The organism is Leptotrichia wadei (genome assembly GCF_007990545.2).
In the GTDB taxonomy this organism is placed as follows: Bacteria; Fusobacteriota; Fusobacteriia; order Fusobacteriales; family Leptotrichiaceae; genus Leptotrichia; species Leptotrichia wadei.
In genome coordinates, this window is record NZ_AP019829.2 from 1992475 (window position 1) to 2012464 (window position 19990).

At 30.4% G+C, this 19990-nt stretch carries 15 protein-coding genes; 12 read left to right on the forward strand and 3 right to left on the reverse strand.

Features of this window, described 5'->3' with window-relative positions; genetic code table 11:
- Positions 1–126: 126 nt before the first annotated feature.
- The 12 genes from FVE73_RS09110 to FVE73_RS09165 all read left to right on the forward strand — a co-directional run bounded on the left by FVE73_RS09110 (position 127) and on the right by FVE73_RS09165 (position 16016).
- Complete coding sequence (locus tag FVE73_RS09110) at positions 127–825, forward strand: N-glycosylase/DNA lyase (RefSeq protein WP_081617774.1); 699 nt, start codon at positions 127–129, stop codon at positions 823–825.
- A 148-nt stretch (positions 826–973) separates the two neighbouring features.
- Entirely contained in the window at positions 974–3910 is a 2937-nt protein-coding gene (locus FVE73_RS09115) for an autotransporter outer membrane beta-barrel domain-containing protein (protein ID WP_018498292.1), read from the forward strand.
- 78 nt (positions 3911–3988) lie between these two features.
- Positions 3989–4567 (forward strand): biotin transporter BioY, encoded by a 579-nt coding sequence (locus FVE73_RS09120; protein ID WP_018498293.1) that lies wholly within the window; start codon positions 3989–3991, stop codon positions 4565–4567.
- 966 nt (positions 4568–5533) lie between these two features.
- Complete coding sequence (locus FVE73_RS09125; RefSeq protein ID WP_018498294.1) at positions 5534–6208, forward strand: metal-dependent transcriptional regulator; 675 nt, start codon at positions 5534–5536, stop codon at positions 6206–6208.
- Positions 6201–7136: a metal ABC transporter solute-binding protein, Zn/Mn family gene (locus FVE73_RS09130; RefSeq protein ID WP_018450443.1), complete on the forward strand. Its 936-nt coding sequence runs from the start codon at positions 6201–6203 to the stop codon at positions 7134–7136. The genes FVE73_RS09125 and FVE73_RS09130 overlap by 8 nt, the downstream gene beginning before the upstream one ends.
- A 260-nt stretch (positions 7137–7396) precedes the next feature.
- Positions 7397–8173 (forward strand): metal ABC transporter ATP-binding protein, encoded by a 777-nt coding sequence (locus tag FVE73_RS09135; protein ID WP_018498295.1) that lies wholly within the window; start codon positions 7397–7399, stop codon positions 8171–8173.
- A gap of 1 nt (position 8174) precedes the next feature.
- A complete protein-coding gene (locus tag FVE73_RS09140) occupies positions 8175–9131 on the forward strand; it encodes a metal ABC transporter permease (RefSeq protein WP_018498296.1) in 957 nt (318 codons plus the stop codon).
- A gap of 3 nt (positions 9132–9134) precedes the next feature.
- Positions 9135–10229: a metal ABC transporter permease gene (locus tag FVE73_RS09145; RefSeq protein WP_018498297.1), complete on the forward strand. Its 1095-nt coding sequence runs from the start codon at positions 9135–9137 to the stop codon at positions 10227–10229.
- A gap of 613 nt (positions 10230–10842) precedes the next feature.
- On the forward strand, positions 10843–13089 hold the full coding sequence (locus tag FVE73_RS09150; RefSeq protein WP_018498298.1) for an anaerobic ribonucleoside triphosphate reductase: 2247 nt from the start codon (positions 10843–10845) through the stop codon (positions 13087–13089).
- Positions 13090–13119: 30 nt separating this feature from the next.
- Positions 13120–13668: an anaerobic ribonucleoside-triphosphate reductase activating protein gene (nrdG, locus tag FVE73_RS09155; RefSeq protein ID WP_018498299.1), complete on the forward strand. Its 549-nt coding sequence runs from the start codon at positions 13120–13122 to the stop codon at positions 13666–13668.
- Positions 13669–13876: 208 nt separating this feature from the next.
- Entirely contained in the window at positions 13877–15421 is a 1545-nt protein-coding gene (gene guaA / locus FVE73_RS09160; protein WP_018498301.1) for a glutamine-hydrolyzing GMP synthase, read from the forward strand.
- A gap of 130 nt (positions 15422–15551) precedes the next feature.
- Positions 15552–16016, forward strand: coding sequence for a putative hemolysin (locus tag FVE73_RS09165; RefSeq protein ID WP_018498302.1), 465 nt, complete (start codon positions 15552–15554; stop codon positions 16014–16016).
- Between the two features lie 97 nt (positions 16017–16113).
- On the opposite strand, the gene FVE73_RS09170 is transcribed toward FVE73_RS09165, so the two are convergent.
- From FVE73_RS09170 to FVE73_RS09180, 3 genes are all read right to left on the reverse strand, one after another.
- Positions 16114–17724, reverse strand: a complete 1611-nt coding sequence (locus FVE73_RS09170; RefSeq protein ID WP_018498303.1) for a CTP synthase — start codon at positions 17722–17724, stop codon at positions 16114–16116.
- Positions 17725–18131: 407 nt separating this feature from the next.
- Complete coding sequence (locus FVE73_RS09175) at positions 18132–19115, reverse strand: class II fructose-bisphosphate aldolase (RefSeq protein WP_018498304.1); 984 nt, start codon at positions 19113–19115, stop codon at positions 18132–18134.
- Between the two features lie 104 nt (positions 19116–19219).
- Complete coding sequence (locus FVE73_RS09180) at positions 19220–19939, reverse strand: GH25 family lysozyme (protein ID WP_018498305.1); 720 nt, start codon at positions 19937–19939, stop codon at positions 19220–19222.
- Between the last annotated feature and the right edge of the window lie 51 nt (positions 19940–19990).

Genomic DNA, 19990 nt, shown 5'->3' on the forward strand with positions numbered 1-19990 from the left:
TATTTAGAATTTAATAAAACAAATGTTCTAATACAAGGGGATTTTGACACCTTGTGAAATAAAAAATTTAAGTTATTGAACAGAGCTAATATTAAAATTATCAAAGAAAAAAAAGAAGGAATTTTAATGTCTGAAAAAATTGAAGAAAAGAATAATGAAAATAAAATTAACGAAAGAATTAACTGGGAAAAGCATGAGGAAATTCTTGAGATTTATAAAAAAATAAAAGCAGGGATTGAAAAGGCTATAAAAGGTTATAAAAAGGCTTGGAAAGGCACAGAGAAGGAAGTCTTTGCAGAAATGGCATTTTGTATTTTGACACCTCAGTCGAAGGCTAAGAATGCTTGGTTAGCTATTACAAATTTAGTGGAAAACGGGCTGCTTTATAATGGAAAAGCGGAAGAAATGGTTGAATTTTTGAATATTGTCAGATTTAAAAATAATAAGTCCAGATATTTGGTGGAATTGCGAGAATTAATGACAAGGAACGGAGAGTTACAGCCAAAGAAGATTTTGTCCGAAATTGGAGATACTTTTGAAAAAAGAAAATGGATTTTGAAAAATATTAAAGGAATGGGATTAAAGGAGGCAAATCACGTACTGCGAAATCTTGGATTTGGAGAAAATATTGCAATTTTGGATAGGCATATTCTGAGAAATCTAAAGGCCCTTAATGTAATTGAGGAAATTCCCAAGTCGATAACTGAAAAAAAATATTATGAAATAGAAGAAAAAATGAGAGAATATTCAGATTTTTCAAAAATAAGAATGGATGAGCTGGACTTGGTTTTATGGTATAAGGAAGCTGGAGAGATTTTTAAATAATTCCCAAAGTTACATAGTGTTTTTTTCAAAAAAATATGGTAAAATATTGTAGAGAGTTCATTATAAATATTGAATATATAACTAAAAATCCAATTCTTTATTTTAAAATCAGATCAATATTAAAAACAGCGAAAGGAGAGCGATTACTATGACCTCTAACTTAAAACAATTAAAAGAAGATATTAAAAAGCATAACTTTGCTAAAAGTTCAATTATCCTCGGATTAGCAGCATTGCTAGTAAGCTGTGGCGGAGGTGGCGGAGGAGGTGGCGGAGTTGGAAATTCAGGCGGAACTTCAGCTGCAACTCCAACACCTGTTAATCCAGCACCAGTAACAACAAAACCTACTGTAACAGCGACAACTTCTGGAATAGGATGGAATTCTTCCACTATTTCCTACGACAAAAATAATCCACATAACAATTCAAACACAGCACTTACAGGTAACGACGTAAAAATAGGAATTATTGATGTTGGATTTGAAAATTCATCATTTAATCCTGATCTTACAGAAAAATTTGGAAGCCGTTTGACAAAACTTACAATTCCTGGATTTACATCAGAAGCTACTGCAAATGATGATCACGGAATTGTTGTTGCTGACCTTGCAGCAGGATCTTCAACTGGAATTGCAAAAGGAGCCAGTGTCTACGTAATTGATGCAGCAAAACGAAATACCGATAAGAATGTAACTTATCCAAGTGTAAAACTGGAAATGTACCAAAAATTAAAAGATAATGGCGTGACTATTTATAATCAGTCATTTGGAATTGACGGAGAAGTGACTGACTTTAATGCTGACAATACTTCAAGCCATTATTACGGATTCCAAATTGGAAGCTCTATGCTTGATTTTTATAGAAATGAAGTAAATAATGGTTCGTTATTTGTATGGTCTGCCGGAAATGATTCTTCTGACAAACAGCCTACACTTGAAGGAGGTTTGCCACATTTTGAAAGCGGACTTCAAAAGGGATGGATAAACGTAGTTGCATTAACTTCAAAATATGAATCTAAGCTGGGGGATACAAGTTGGGATAACTTAACTCCTCTATCACCCGCAGGAGTTGCTAAAAACTGGACTGTAACAGCTGTCGGAGATCAAACTTTTTCAATGAAAGGAAAAAATTACGTTGGTGGCGGATCTTCATTTGCAGCACCAATTGTAACGGGAACAGCCGCCTTAATTAAACAAAAGTATCCTTGGATGGATGCTGATTTAATTAGACAGACAATTTTATCAACTGCAACAGATATAGGAACTCCTGGGGTTGATGATGTTTATGGATGGGGACTTTTAAATATTGATAAAGCACTAAAAGGTCCTGCTCTATTTAGTAAACAGCTTGCACTTGCAGATAATGTAACTATTAACATTCCAAGCGGAAGTTATGTTTTTTCAAATGATATTTCAGGAGATGCCGGAGTGATTAAAAATGGTTCTGGAGATTTAATCTTATCTGGAAATTCTACATTTACAGGACCTACAACAGTAAATGACGGAAGACTGCAGGTAAACGGTGTTTATACTTCTTCAATCAATGTAAAAAGACAAGCTATTCTTTCTACAAATAATGCCGTACTTAAAAATGATGTTATAAATAGTGGAACTTTAGAAAATACTGGTTCTACAGAAGTTGATGGAAATTATTCATCACTTGAAAATTCCAGAATTGTGACAGGTTTAAATTCTAATATACACGTAAAAGGAAAAGTTAGTTTAAATAATTCAAAACTTGAAGTAAAACCTGAAGAAAATGGAGAAAGAAAATATATAACATCTAATGGAATTACACAAAATATAATTACATCAGATGACAAAATTGAAGGAAACTTTAATAGCGTAAATACTGATGAAATGTTAAATGCTAAATTAAATCAAACTGAAAACTCTGTTTCTGCAAAAGTAAGCAGAAAAAATGTGCTAAATTATGTAGAAAAGCTCTCAGAATCTGATGAAATGCAAAAAAATACTGCACAAAATCTAGAAACCGCCTTTCAAAAACTAGATCAAGATATTGAAAATGGAACAGCGGGAAATGTTACACAGTTTGAGAGAAAAGCAGCCAGATTACAAGCTCTTACTTCTTCAAACAGAGCAGCCGTTTTAGATAGTCTGTCCGGACAAATTTATGCTTCAGCACAAGCACTTACATTCCAACATTCACAAACTGTAAATAAGGATTTATCTAATAGATTAGTTATGTTAGGAACTCTTGATAATGTTGGAGATAAATTTGGATTATGGATTTCTGGATTAGGTGCCAATGGTAAGTTAAAACAAGATGGATACGGTAAGGGAGATACTAAAGTATATGGTGGACAAGTTGGAGTTGATAAGCAATTTGGAGAAAACTTGATTTTAGGTACTGCTTTATCCTATTCAAAAGCTGATGTTAAATTTGATAGATATGGCGGAAAATCTGATGCTAATAACTTTGGAATTTCATTATATGGAAGATTAGGAAATAAAGATATTCCTGTTTATTTACAAGGACGTTTAGGAATTGGATTTGTCGACAGTGATGTTGAAAGAAATATTATTTTAAGTAATAATGACTATACTAGAGCTAAAATTAATCATAATGATAAAGTTTATTCTGGATATTTAGAAACAGGATATGATGTTAAAAATGCTAATGGAGACTTTGTTGTAACACCATTTGTAGGATTAACTCATGATACAGTTCAAAGAGGGTCATTCTCTGAAGAAAAAAGTCAATTTGGACTAACTGCCGACAAGAAAAATTATAATCAGACAGCTGCATTAGTTGGGCTTAGAGTTGGAAAAGCTGTAAATTGGAAGAGTGGAAGCAAGACTACGTTCCAAGGTTATGTAACACATCAAAGAGCCTTTAATAAACAGGATTTAAGTTTTGATGCAAGATATACTGGACTTCCAGGAGCTACATTTAAGGTAAAAGGTATTGGACTTGCTAAGAATAAGACTTGGGCTGGAGTTGGAGCATTAACAGAAGTAAATAAAGACTTTGGATGGTATGTAAATTATGATGGTTCTGTTGATGGTGGAAAAGGTAAAGGAAACAATAATGTGTTTACAACAGGAGTCAGATTTAATTTTTAATCTAAATTTTAGATTTGTTGACTTTTTAAATAACAAGTGTTATAATACTATAAAATAATAAAAATGGAGGTTTTTTTTATGAAACAGAATACATTGATTAGTAATATTATAAAAATTGAAACAAAAGAAAAGGAAACTTTTAAAAACATTCTTTTAGTACTAGGTGGAGTAGCATTTTTATCAATAATGTCTCAAATTTTAATTCCACTTCCTTATACTCCTGTACCAATTTCACTTGGAACATTTGGAGTAACACTAATGGCACTATTATACGGAAGAAAATTGGGAACTGCAACTATACTTTCCTATGTTGCGGCAGGTAGCTTAGGCGCTCCAATTTTTGCTGGAGGTAAAGCTGGTTCATTATTCTCACCAACTGGCGGATATATTTTAGGATATATTGCAGCTACAATAATTTTAGGATATTTAGCAGATAGAGGTGTTACAAAGTCTTATGTTAAAACAATTCTTTCACTAATACTTTCAAGTGCCATTATTTTAACATTAGGTTCATTAGTATTGTCATTATTTGTACCTGGAAAAAACGCGTTTATGATTGGTGTATTGCCTTTCCTTCCTGGAGATGCATTAAAATCAACTACCGTAACACTTTTACTTCCGACATTGTGGAAATTTATTCCAAAAAATGACAAATAAATATCTAATAGAAAGAATTAATTTATTAAGTGTGTTAGAACACTCGTGGCTTTGGCCATGAGATGAATAACACCAACATTGAAAATGTTGCTTTAAAATTTGCAATATTACTAATATATTTGGGTTTAAAATATAATATATAGATAAAAAGTAGCAGTGTAGACATAATGTCTTATCTAGTAGCGGCTATTGTGGACTAGACAAAAAGAATAAGGATTTTAAAATCAAACTTCTTAGAAGATAACTTACTTTTTCAGTTATCTTATGAAGCTCTCGACTTTTAGTCGTGAGTAGTTCACTATACATCTATCTAAAAAGAAATTGCCTGAAAAAGTAAAACAAATTGTATATAAAATACTGAATATGAACTTTACTGTGATTCTCACTCAATTTGTAATTGTTTCAGCTATACAGCCATTAGCTTATGTATTACTGGACTTTGGATTTACTGGATTATTTCACATATTATAGGAACAGTAAAATTTTTGAAAAATGAAGATTATTCATATAAATTTTCAGCAAATATTTTGAAACCATAAAAATTGATATATTAATTATCGTATAAATTCCCGTTTTAAAAAAAATTTTTTAAACGGGAGTTTTTTTGTAACATAAGTTACAGTATTATTTGAAAAAATATTATAGAATATAAGTGGAGAGAAATCAACAGTTTTATACTATTTCCTATTCTTATTTTAGGATTTTAGTATAAAATTGATTTATTATTTGCTTTTTTGGAAAATATCATTATAACTTTTGATTTAAAATGCATTTTATAATAGTCAGATAAAAGATCTGATGTTATTAGATGCATTTTTTATTTTATCTCAATTTTATTATTTTAATGTTAAAAATATTCATATAAAAAAATATCTTGACAACCAAAGTATATAATGTTAATATATTATTGTTATTAGGTCTTCCTAACTTTAAAATTAGGTTTAGCTAAAACTGAAAGGAGTTGAGATGAGCAGAAGTATAGAAGACTATTTAAAGGGAATATATACTTTGAAAAAAAAGAAGGAATATTCCAATAAAAAACTTGCAGAATATTTAAATATCTCTCCAGCTTCAGTTAGTGAAATGATAAAAAAGTTGGCAAACGATGATTATTTAACTATCGACAAAAAAACAGTAAAACTTACTGAAAAAGGGAACAGCTTTGCACTTGACATTATACGTAAACATAGGGTTTGGGAAGTTTTTTTGTTTGAAAAGCTGGGATATGAAAAGAAAGAAGTGCATAAAGAAGCAGAAATTTTGGAACATGTAACTAGCAATAAACTTCTTCAAAAGCTGGAAAAATTCCTGTTTTATCCTAAGGAATGTCCGCACGGAAGCCCGATTTTCTATGATTTAGAAAACTTGGATGAGGAAAATATTATAAAATTATCCGAAGCTGAGGAAAATGATGAAATTGTTATATTAAGTGTAGAGGATAATATTGAATTATATGATTATCTACGAGATTTAGATATAAATTTAAAGGAAAAATATATCGTAGAAAGAAAAGATCCGTTTAATGGACCAATATATTTGAAAAGTGAGCAAAATAATGGAAAAATAGTGGCTTTTAATGCAGCAGATATGATTGAGGTTTATAAAAAAAATAAAGATTTGGAGGAGACAGATAATGAGTAAAAACAACGTATTAACAAAATTAAACTTAGTAATCGCAGTATGTGTAGCAATGATGCTACTAATATCTTGTGGAAAAGGTGGAGCTTCATCAGGTAAAAAAATAAAAGTTACGACAACAACGACAATGCTTACTGACCTTGTAAAAACAATTGGTGGAGATAAAGTCGAAGTTACAGGACTTATGGGAGAAGGAGTAGATCCGCATTTGTATAGTGCTAGTGCAGGAGATATTGAAAAACTTGGAAATGCAGACATTATAGTGTATGGTGGATTACATCTGGAAGGTAAAATGACAGAAATTTTTGAAAAATTAACTTCTCAAAACAAAAATATACTAAATGTTGGGGACAAACTAGATAAAAGTAAAATTCATTTAGTTGACCAAAATACTCCTGATCCGCATGTATGGTTCAATACAGAATTATGGGAAAAAGAAGCTGAGGCAGTCGAAGCTGAATTAAGTAAATTTGATCCTAAAAATAGTGACTACTACAAAGAAAACTTGAAAAAATATAAAGCTGAACTAAATGAACTTACAACTTATGTAAAAACAAGAATAAGTGAAATTCCTGAAAAAAGCAGAGTTCTTGTAACAGCTCACGATGCATTTAACTACTTTGGAGAACAATTTGGACTAGAAGTAAAAGCAATACAAGGTGTTTCTACAGATTCTGAAACTGGTACAAAAAATATAAGCGACTTAGCCAATTTCATTGTTCAAAGAAATATAAAAGCAATATTTGTAGAATCTTCTGTTCCGAAAAAAAGTATAGAAGCATTGCAGGAAGCTGTAAAAGCTAGAGGAAAAGAAGTTAAAATAGGTGGAGAATTGTATTCAGATTCGCTAGGAGATAAAGCACATAACTCTGAAACTTATATTAAAACAGTTAAAGCAAACGCCGATACCATTGTAAATGCTTTAAAATAAAAATTAAACTCGCTTTTCTCAGACCATAATTTTTATTTTCAAAAAATGCTTAGACAAGCGGGGATGCAAGGGTATGGCGATTGATACCCTTGCAATAATTAAAAAAATAACATAAAAAATTAAAGGAAAATATTTATTAATAACAATTTATTTTATAAAAATACAAAATGATTATTAAAAATTAAGACAAAATGAGACATTAAATAAAAAATAAATTTGCAGAAATAGAACAGTTTTACAATTTAGGAGAAGGAGGAAAGATGAATCAAAATGTTTCTGATGATATTATTATAAGGGTTGAGGATTTAACGGTAGCTTATGAAGATAAGCCTGTTTTGTGGGATGTTGAGCTTGACATTAAAAAGGGAGTCCTTATGGCTATAGTGGGACCAAATGGGGCTGGGAAATCTACTTTAATTAAAGCAATGCTTGATTTACTAAAGCCTGTTACTGGAGAAGTAAGATTTTATGATGAAAAATATAGCAAAGTGCGGGATAAGATAGCTTATGTACCACAAAGAGGAAGTGTTGACTGGGATTTTCCCACTACTGTATTTGATGTTGTGGAAATGGGGCGTTATGGAAAAGTCGGGTGGTTAAAGAAAGTTAGAAAAATTGATAAGGAAAAGACGAAGGAAGCTATTCACAAAGTGGAAATGGATGAATTTTCAGATAGACAGATAAGCCAGTTATCTGGCGGGCAGCAGCAAAGAGTGTTTTTGGCACGGGCATTAGTGCAGGATGCTGAAATATATTTTATGGATGAGCCGTTTCAAGGTGTCGACAGTAAAACGGAAAAATCTATTGTAAATATTTTAAAAAAATTGCGAGATGAGAAAAAAACTGTAATTGCTGTTCATCATGATTTGCAGACAGTAAAGGATTATTTTGATTATGTGACATTTATAAATGTGTCTGTTATAGCTTCTGGACCTGTGGAAGAAATTTTTACTCCTGAAAATATTGAAAAAACATATAAGAGTAAAAAAGCAACTCAAAATAATGGAAATCTGTCTGAAATTGAAAAGGAGCGATAAAATGAATATATTAAATCTTCTTATAACAGATCATACATTCAGAACAGTTGCACTTGGTTGTCTATTGCTTGGAATGGTTTCAGGAATACTTGGATGTTTTGCCGTTTTACGAAAGCAAAGTTTATTGGGAGATGCAGTTTCTCATGCTTCACTTCCCGGAGTTTGCTTAGCTTTTTTATTTACAAACGTGAAAAATACAGAAGTTTTGCTGCTTGGTGCCTTAATAACAGGAATTGTATGTATTGGTTTAATCCAATTAATTCAAAATTATACAAAAATAAAATTTGATAGTGCTTTAGCATTGATTTTATCAGTATTTTTTGGGTTAGGGTTAGTTTTACTTTCTTATTTGAATAAATTGCCGGGTGCAAATAAATCGGGATTAAATAAATTTATTTTTGGGCAAGCATCGACATTTATTAAAAGAGATGTAAATATTATCTTCATTACAGGGATTATTCTTTTAATTATAATTATTCTTTTCTGGAAGGAATTTAAAATTGTTTCGTTTGACTCTGATTTTGCCAAAACATTGGGATTTCCAAGCAAGAAAATCGAAATATTAATTTCCATATTGATTGTAACTACTGTAATAATAGGTATTCAGGCGGCAGGAGTAATATTAATAAGTGCAATGCTTATTTCTCCAGCAGTTGCGGCACGGCAATGGACAGACAAACTTTCAATTATGGTAATTTTGGCGGCTTTTTTTGGTGGAATATCAGGTTTGCTTGGAACTTTGATTAGTATAAGTGAAAGTAATTTGCCTACCGGGCCTGTTATTGTCATAATTATAAGTATAATTGTAATTATTAGTATTCTTTTTTCAAATAAAAGAGGGATTGTATTTAAAATTATAAGAAATCAGAAAAGAAAAAAAGAATTTAGAGAAAAACTCGAAAATAAAAAATCTGAATTAAATAGTTTAAAAATGAATAATTTGGAAAGGGGGAAATAAATTATGAATTTTTCATTGGAAATACAATTAATTGCGATAATGGTGGCAAGTGCCTGCTCGATTTTAGGAACATTTCTGGTTTTAAAAAGTATGGCAATGGTTTCGGATGCGATTACGCACACTATCTTACTTGGAATTGTAGTTGCATTTTTTGCAGTTCATGACTTAAATTCTCCCTTGTTAATCGTTGGTGCGGGAATAGTTGGAGTTTTAACCGTTTACCTTGTGGAACTTCTTAATTCAACAAGACTTGTCAAGGAAGATTCTGCAATTGGAGTGGTTTTTCCGCTGTTATTCAGTATTGCGGTAATTTTAATTTCAAGATATGCTGGAAATGTACATTTGGATGTTGATTCAGTATTACTGGGAGAACTGGCATTTGCACCATTTAATCGGATACAGATATTTGGATTTAGCATTGCTAAAGGATTAGTTGCAACTTTTATCGTATTTTTAATAAATTTATCTTTTGTTGTAATTTTTTTCAAGGAATTAAAAATTTCGGTATTTGACAAGGCTCTTGCAATAACGCTTGGAATGAAGCCGATATTAATTCACTATATGCTGATGTCGCTTGTATCAATGACAGCAGTATCCTCATTTGAGGCAGTAGGTTCAATACTGGTGGTTGCATTTATGATTGGGCCTCCAATTACAGCGTATTTATTAACAGATAAGCTAAAAGTAATGATAGGATTAAGCCTCGTTCTGGGAGCTGTAGCAAGTATCATTGGATTTCATTTTGCAAGATTTTTTGATATTTCAATAGCGGGAAGTATCGCAGTAATAATAGGAGTAATTTTTCTTTTAACATTAATTTTTTCTCCTAAAAAAGGTCTAATTTTTACAATTAATCGTAAAAGAAGCCAAAAAATGATTTTTTCAGTTAGAATTCTTTTAATCCATTTGTCTAACCATGCTAATACTAAACATGAAAAAGATGAATGTGGAACTGAAACGATTGATAACCATCTTCGTTGGAATAAAAGCTTTTTAGATAAAGTTATTGAAAAGGCAAAAAAGGAAAAATATATTTATGTGGATAATGATGTTTTCAAGATTTCTGAAAAAGGAGAAAAATATTTACTAAATATCTAATATTATATCCATTCAAATAAAAAATTTATTATAAATTCTTATTTAACAAAGGGACAAAATCTCTTATTACTAAATTTCTATTTTTTTTAATTAATAAATTTAAAATAAATCAACTATTATGGATTGTTTTTTATAAATTATATGAAACAATCCTTTTTATATTACTTTTCTCCAATACAAGGCTCCATTCGTTTAAAATTTTTCTAATTTACTTTGTCTACCTCTAAAATATATCGAATACTAACTTAGTTAGAAGAACAAAAAACTGTATTTTATTTATTTTATAATAAGAAATCTAAATTTTTTATTTAAAAAATTCATACAAAATCTAACATTTAAATAAGAAATATTATAAATAGTAAGCTCATAACAAATTCAAAAATTTATGATATATATAATTAAAATAAGATAAATAAATTTTTTTTATCCTAATTAATAGTATAAAAAATCTAAAAATTCGGAAAAATAGGGAACTATGAAATTATATATTTTTTTTATGAAACTTGAAAAACACAAAATATTGTGTTATCATTATGTTATAAAAACAATATATAGTGTTTTAGGTAAAAAAACCTGAATGAATTAGATATGTTTAGAGGGATAAGGGAAATTGATGGTTTGCAGAAAAGTGGAAAAGTATGAAAGTAAAAATAAGGGAGGAATAAAAATGCAACCACAATTAACAGAAAATTTAAAAAATATAATAGCAGGAATAGTGAATGTTGAAAGCAACGATACTTGCAATGAAAATGCTAATATGTCTTCAATGACACCAGCGGGACAAATGATGAAATTTGCAAGTGAAGTATCAAAAATTTACGCTTTGGAAAATTTAGTTTCACCAAGATTCAAAAAAGCTCATGAAAAAGGGCTCATTCATATTCATGATTTGGATTTTTATTCCAGTAAAACTACAACTTGCCTGCAATATGACTTGGCAGATATGTTTGAAAATGGTTTTTATACTAAGCATGGTTACATTAGGGAAGCACAAAGTATTTCCACTTATGCAACACTTGCTACCATTATTTTTCAAACAAATCAAAATGAACAGCATGGAGGACAAGCAATACCAGCATTTGACTTCTATATGGCAAAAGGTGTGCTAAAATCATTTAGACGTCACTTGAAAAGAAGAATTTTGAGCTTCGTAGAAATAAAAAATGGAGTGGAAATTACACAAGAATATGAAAAAAATGCTAAAGAATTTTTGAAAAAAAATGTTTCTTCAATTAAATGCAATGAAAATGAAATCAAATTACTGGAAGAATACTTTAAAATAAATAGAGATGATTTAATTAAATTGCTAGTTGAGGCTTATGATGATACTCAAAATGAAACTTATCAAGCAATGGAAGGATTTTTACATAATTTGAACACAATGCACTCTCGTGGTGGAAATCAAGTTGTCTTTTCTTCAATAAATTATGGAACTGACACCTCAGAAGAAGGTAGAATGGTTATCCGTGAATTATTAAAGGCGACATCAAGCGGACTCGGTAAAAATGAAACTCCAATTTTTCCGATACAAATTTTTAAGGTAAAGGAAGGGCTTAATTATTCTGACAATGACTATGAACTAGCTAGAAGCGACTTTGATGGAATTTTGGAAACTGTAAAAAAACAAAAAATTTCTTATGACGATAATTCAGAAAATAAAAAATCACTTTTTGAAACACCAAATTTTGACTTGTTATTATTGTCTTGTGAAACTTCAAGCAGAAGATTATTTCCAAACTTTGTATTTCTGGATTCTGAATTTAACAGACACGAAAAATGGAGAATGGATGATCCAGAAAGATACAAATATGAAATCGCAACAATGGGTTGCCGAACACGTGTATTTGAAAATATAAATGGGGAAAAAACTAGTCTTGGACGTGGAAACTTGTCCTTTACAAGTATTAATTTCCCTAGAATTGCAATTTTAACTAGAAAAAATGTAGAAAAAGAAATCGCAGAAATGGAAAAGGATGGAAAATTTGCGAATGAAGAAGAAAAAAATAATAAAAAAGTTGAACTTTTAACAGAAGAATTTCAAAAAAGAGTGCTTGAAGCAACATATTTAGTTGGAGATCAACTTTATGAACGTTACAATTTCCAAAGAACAGCTTTGGCAAAACAATTTCCATTTATGAGAAGCAATAATTTATGGAAAGGGCTTGGAGAAAAAGATGGAAATGATGAAGTTGGAGATGCGATAAATACAGGTTCTCTTTCAATTGGTTTTGTTGGAGGGGCAAATGCGATGTATGCTTTATTTGATGCAGAACACGGAACAAGTGAAGTTGCTTATAAGGTGCTTTATGATACGATTGAAAAAATGGGTGCAGTTGCAGATGAATTTAGAGATAAGTATCATTTGAATTATTCAATTTTGGCAACTCCGGCAGAAAGTTTGGCAGGAAGATTTTTACGTATTGATAGAGATGAATTTGGAGTAATTAAAAATGTCACAGATAGGGATTATTATGTAAATTCATTTCATATTGATGTAAAAAAGGAAATTAGCCTTTTTGATAAAATTAGAAAGGAAGCTCCATTTCATAAATTGACAAAAGGTGGACATATTACCTATGTGGAATTAGATGGGGAAGCACGAAAAAATATGGGTGTTATGTTAAAAATTGTAAAAGTTATGAAGGACTCTGGAATTGGCTATGGTTCAATAAATCATCCAGTTGACAGATGCAGAGATTGTGGAACCGAAGCAATAATTTATGATAAATGCCCAATTTGTGGAAGTCATAATATTTCTAGAATTAGAAGAATAACAGGCTATCTGACAGGAGATTTAGACAGCTGGAATAGCGCTAAGCAAGCTGAAGAACACGACAGAGTAAAACATGGTATAAAATAAATATATTATATAACAGTGAGGTAATTTAAGGTGAATAAACTAAAGACAGAAAAAGAAAAAATTTTAGAAAAAAATTTTTCAAAAACTCCAAAAAATGATTTTACACTAAAAATCTTAACAACTTACAAGGAAACAATCGTTGACGGTATCGGTCTTCGTTATTCACTTTACTTTGCTGGCTGTTCTCATGCCTGCCCTGGGTGCCATAACGAGTATTCATGGAATCCAAATCACGGAAATACTTTAACTTATGAAATTTTAGAAAAAATTGCCAAGGAAATAAACGAAAATACTCTTCTTGATGGAATTACAATAAGTGGTGGTGATCCCCTCTTTAATCCAGTAGATATGTTAAAAGTCCTGAAGTTCTTAAAGGAAAAGACTGGAAAGAATATATGGCTTTATACGGGTTATACGATTGAACAGATTCGTTGTGATGATTTACGAAAGAAATGTCTTGAATATGTAGATGTGCTAGTTGATGGACGGTTTGTAAAGGAACTTTATGATCCGAAAATAAAATTTAGGGGAAGCAGTAATCAGAGAATTATAAAAAAAGAAGATTTTTTTATTAAATAGATTTATTCAATAATTTTATAAAGATAAATTTTAAATTAATGGATAAATCTATTTTTTTAAATAAAATTTCAAAAAAACAGTATATTTCATATTCTCATATCAAAAGAAAAATTAATGTAAAAATATATAGAAAAAACTTAAAAATAATGATAAAATACTTATATAAGATTATGTTTTATAAAAAAAATTTAATATATAGAGGTGAAAAGTGAAGGAAAAAATTATTATTATCGATTTTGGTTCACAATATAGCCAGCTAATTGCTAGAAGAATTAGAGAAATGGAAGTTTATTGTGAAATTGTGCCTTTAATTGATATTGAAAAAATAAAAACTGGGAAAGAAAAGGTAAAAGGAATTATATTTTCTGGAGGACCTGCCTCAGTTTACGAAAAAGATGCTCCAACTGTAAATCCTGAAGTATTTAACCTAAATCTTCCTATCTTGGGAATCTGTTACGGAATGCAGTTAATTACGCATTTAAATGGCGGAAAAGTTGAAAAGGCTGATTCGAGGGAATTTGGAAAGGCTGTATTGGAAGTGAAAAACAATGATAATCCATTGTTCATAGGAGTTAAAAAATCTTCTAACATCTGGATGAGCCACAATGACCACATCACAGAATTGCCAAAAGGTTTTGAAGTAATTGCAAAAACAGATTCTTCAATTGCAGCAATTACAAATAACAATGGAATTTATGCATTGCAATTCCATCCAGAGGTGGTTCATTCTGAATGTGGAACTCAAATTTTGGAAAATTTTGTATTTAACATTTGTAAATGTGAAAAAAATTGGAAAATTTCAAATTTTATTGCCGAAAAGACAAAATTTATAAAGGAAACTGTTGGAGATGAGCACGTGCTTCTTGCACTTTCTGGAGGTGTAGATTCATCAGTTGCCGCAGTTCTTATTAACAATGCGATTGGACATCAGCTTACTTGCATGTTTGTAGATACTGGACTTTTGAGAAAAGATGAAGGCAAAAAAGTATTGGAGTACTACAAGGAACATTTTGACTTGAATATTGTATTTGTTGATGCAAAAGACAGATTTCTAAATAAATTAAAAGGTGTGGATGAACCTGAAGCTAAAAGAAAAATTATTGGAAACGAATTTATTGAAGTGTTTAATGAAGAAATTAGAAAACTTAAAGGTCAAGAAGGTGCAAAATTTTTGGCACAGGGAACAATTTATCCAGATGTTATTGAATCCCAATCTATAAAAGGACCTTCCCACACAATAAAATCCCATCACAATGTTGGAGGATTGCCAGAAGACTTGCAATTTGAGTTATTAGAACCTTTGAAGGAATTATTTAAGGATGAAGTTAGAAAAGTAGGACACGAACTTGGACTTCCTGACACAATTATAAAAAGACATCCATTCCCAGGTCCAGGACTTGGAATCCGTGTAATTGGGGAAGTAACACCTGATAAAGTAAAAATTCTTCAGGAAGCTGATGATATTTTCATTACTGAATTGATGGAAAAAGGGCTTTATGATAAAGTAGATCAAGCATTTGTAACATTGTTACCTGTAAAAACAGTCGGAGTAATGGGAGATCAAAGAACTTATGAATTTGTAGCCGCTATTCGTTCAGTAAATACAATTGACTTTATGACAGCTACTTGGTCAAAATTGCCTTATGAATTTTTGGAAGAAGTGTCAAACAAGATTATAAACAAAGTAAATGGAATCAATAGAATTGTTTATGATATTTCTTCTAAACCACCTGGAACAATTGAGTGGGAATAATCTAATTTATAATTAAAATAAAATTTTATCATACAAACAAAAAATTAATATCAAATTAATTTTAGGCATTCTAAAAACTAAATTTTTTGTGGTATAAATAAAGCAATAAGAGTAAAAAGGAGATATAAAAATGAAAAATTTAAAAATTACAGTAAGTGCAATGATGGTCATTATGTCTATTTCTGGAATGTCAGCAAGCTTTAGATTCTTTAAAAAGAAAAATAATGATGATAATAATAAACCAGCTGCAACAGTTCCAGCACCTACAAAAGCATCAGCAAATTCAGCTTCACAATTTTGTGTTGATAAAGGTGGAAAATCTGTTACTGTAAAAAGTAGTAAAGGTAACTATGGTATTTGTATGTTAAAAGATGGCACAGCTGTAGAAGAATGGGAATACTATAGACAACATAATACCCCAAGAAATACTGAAGCAGCAGTAATTGGAATGCCAAATCCAGCTTCAAAATTCTGTGTTGATAAAGGTGGAAAATCTGTTACTGAAAAAGATAAAAATGGAAATGAAAGAGGGGTATGTAGATTTAATAACGGTACAAAAGTTGACGAATGGGATTACTACAGAGAAAATAATTAATTTAAACTTATTAACTAAAAGATGGCAAGTTTTTTAATTTGCCATTTTTTTATAAAACAAGGGGCTCTTTATCCCCTTGTTACCATATCTCAATTTCTTATTTTTCACTTTGTTTTTTCAATGCCGCTTTTATCCATCCTGTAAATAATGGATGAGGACGGTTTGGACGGCTCTTAAATTCTGGATGGTATTGTGAAGCTATGAAATATGGGTGATCCTTTATTTCGATTACTTCTACATAATTTCCATCTGGAGATAATCCTACAATGTCCATTCCTGCTTTTTCAAATTCTTCTCTGTAGGCATTATTAAATTCATATCTATGTCTATGTCTTTCAGCAATTTCAGTTTTTCCATAAACTTCTGCAGCTAAGCTATCTTCCTTCAATACACAAGGATATGCTCCTAGACGCATTGTTCCTCCCATATCTTTAAGCCCTTTTTGCTCTTCCATAAGACTGATAACTGGATAATCTGTGTCCTTATCAAATTCTGTAGAAGTAGCATCTTTATAACCAAGCACGTTTCTTGCAAATTCCACACAAGCCATTTGCATTCCAAGACAAATTCCAAAAAATGGAATATTATTTTCTCTTGCAAATTTAATTGCCTCAACTTTTCCATCAATTCCCCTATCACCAAATCCTCCTGGTACTAGAATTCCATCATAATCTGCCAATTTTCTCACATCAAATTCTCCAGCCTTGAAATAATCAATTTCAACTTTTGTATCAAGATTAAATCCAGCATGTTCTATTGATTCATGAATACTTATATAGGCATCCTTTAATTCAATATATTTTCCAACAACTGCTACTTTTATAAGTTTTTTAGGATTTTTGAATTTTTCCACCATTTTAGTCCATTCAATTAATAGCGGTTTTTTATTTTTTATTTTAAAATGTTTACAAATTACATCTGCAAGTCCTAATTTTTCCATAGTTAATGGTATTTCGTAAAGACTTTCTGCATCTAATGATTCAATAACTGCTTCTTCATCAATATCACAGAAAAGTGAAATTTTTTTCTTAATATTCTCATCAACAGGATGTTCACTTCTCACTACAATTACATCAGGCGAGATTCCAAGCCCTTGAAGCATTTTTACACTATGTTGTGTAGGTTTTGTCTTTAATTCTCCTGCTGCTTTTAAATATGGTAACAATGTTACGTGAATATAAGCGATATTTTCTCTTCCAACTTCTCTCTTTAATTGACGAATTGCTTCAATAAACGGATCGCTTTCTATATCTCCAATAGTTCCACCAATTTCAGTAATTACAATGTCAGAATTATTTTCTTCAGCTGCTTTTATAACATTATACTTAATTTCATCTGTCACGTGAGGTACTGTTTGTACTGTTCCACCTAGAAACTCTCCACGACGTTCTTTTGCAATAATTTTTGACATAATTTTTCCTGTTGTCAAATTATTATATTTTGTCAGATTTTCATTGATAAATCTTTCATAATGCCCCAAATCCAAATCAGTTTCTGCTCCATCTTCTGTAACAAAAACTTCTCCATGCTGATAAGGACTCATAGTTCCTGGATCCACATTTATATATGGATCAAATTTTTGGATTGTAACTTTATATCCCCGCTCCTTTAATAGTCTTCCTAATGAAGAAGCCACAATCCCTTTTCCAAGCGATGAAACAACTCCACCTGTAACAAAAATATATTTTGTTGTACTTTGTTTATCCATTTTTCCTCCTAATTTTGTTTCACATATATATTAATTTTTATTTATTCTTGGCAATTTACTGAAATATCATTTTACTCTTTAAATATTGTTCAATAACTTTTTTTATCTAACAAATATCGATATTTTTTTACTTCAAAACATTTTTCTAAACTTTAACTATACAGTTTCTAAATAAATATATTAATTTTAAATTTTTATTTTATCATATTTTTTAACAAAATCTAGTATAAATTTTATTCTAAATTCATTAATTAATAATTATTTTTTTTTCACAAAAAAAGATGAAAAAAAAAATTTTCACCTTTTTAAACAAAATTCTTTTACATTGTTTTAAAGTAAAGGAAATATCTCAAATTTTGAAATAAACTTGAGATAAGTCCAAATTTAACTTTTTGTTTTATATTTTATTATCTTGCAGCTCCAGCTTTGTAAGCTCCATTTGATCCAAATACATTTCTAATTTTATCTTTATAGTATTCTTTTATGTAGTCTTTTGCAGGTCCTAAATATTTTCTAGGGTCAAATTCTCCTGGCTTTTTAGCGAATACTTCTCTGATTCCTGCTGTGAAGGCTAATCTTCCATCAGTATCTACGTTAATTTTAGCTACTGCTGATTTAGCGGCTTTTCTTAATTCTGAATCAGGGATACCAATTGCATCTGCAATATCTCCACCATATTGGTTGATCATTTCAACAAATTGATGTGGCACTGCTGAAGAACCGTGTAATACGATTGGGAATCCTGGAATTCTTTTTTCAATTTCAGCTAAGATATCTAATCTTAATTTAGGATCTTCACCTGGTTTAAATTTGTGAGCTCCGTGAGAAGTTCCGATTGCGATTGCTAATGAATCAACACCAGTTTTAGATACGAAATCTTCAACTTCTTCAGGTTGAGTGTAAATGTGTTCAGCTGCTTTTACATCATCTTCGATTCCAGCTAAAACTCCTAATTCAGCTTCAACTGTAACATCGTGTTGGTGAGCGAAATCAGCAACTTGTCTTGCTTCTGCTACGTTTTCATCGTAAGGGTGGTGAGAACCATCATACATTACTGATGAGAATCCATATTCAACACAATCTTTTGCTTCAGCAAAATTTGGACCATGATCCAAGTGTAATGCTACTGGAATGTCTGATCCAGAAGCTTCTACATAAGCTGTTGCAGCTTTTGCAATCCAAGGTAACATTTCTTTACCAATGTATTTTCTTGCACCTGTTGATACTTGAAGAATTACTGGCGAACCTTCTTCAACACATGCTTCAATAATTCCTTGCAATTGTTCCATGTTGTTAAAGTTAAACGCAGGTACTGCATACCCTTCTTTGTTTGCTTTAGCAAACATTTCTTTAGTGTTTACTAATCCTAAATCTTTGTAATGATATTTCATTATTACGCCTCCTAATATTTATTAATTAGATTAACTTCTTTAATTATATGTTACCAAATTTTTGTATAAAAATCAATAGAAAACAAAAAATAATTATAAAATTATCAATTTATTTTATTTTGTTCTATTAAATCTTCTACAGTCATTCCCTTTCTAAGTACATTTTTATCTGTAAATCCTGGAATCCCGTCAATTCTTCCACGTTTTGAAACTTGCCAGATTATCCACCTGTTATCTTCTTTTATTTTAGGAAAATATTTATAGTCTGTAATCCATATTTTATTTTTAGGAAATTCATTTTTTATATAGGCATTATAAGTGTTGTAATTTACATAAAAAATTACTCTTTTCTTATAATGTTCTTCAAGTTTATCGACCATTTCCTCTAAATTTTTTACTACATCCTTTTTTTTATATTTCTTTGTAGATATTTCCAAGTCAATAATTGGCGGTAATGTTTTATCAGAAGCTGAAACTTTACTTATATAAAAATCTGCTTGTGCTGTTCCACTGCTTGTCATTGTAAAAAAATGATATGCCCCAACCACAAAACCATTTAATCTAGCATTATTCCAATTATACAAAAAATCCGTATCAAGAAAATTCTGTCCCTCTGTTGCCTTTAAAATAATAAATTTATATTTTGGATCTACACGAGTCCAATTTACCTTTTCCTGATGGTGTGAAATATCCAGTCCTTGCGTTTTATAGCCTGCCATATGTGCTAAAATTTCATTATGGTACAAATATCCACTAATTTCCAAAAATCCTGCTAAACCTCCAACAATTATTACAATTATCAAAAATTTTATAAATTTTTCCATATCCTCTCCATTCAGTTATTTAATAACAAAATTCTTTCAAAGTCACTCAAA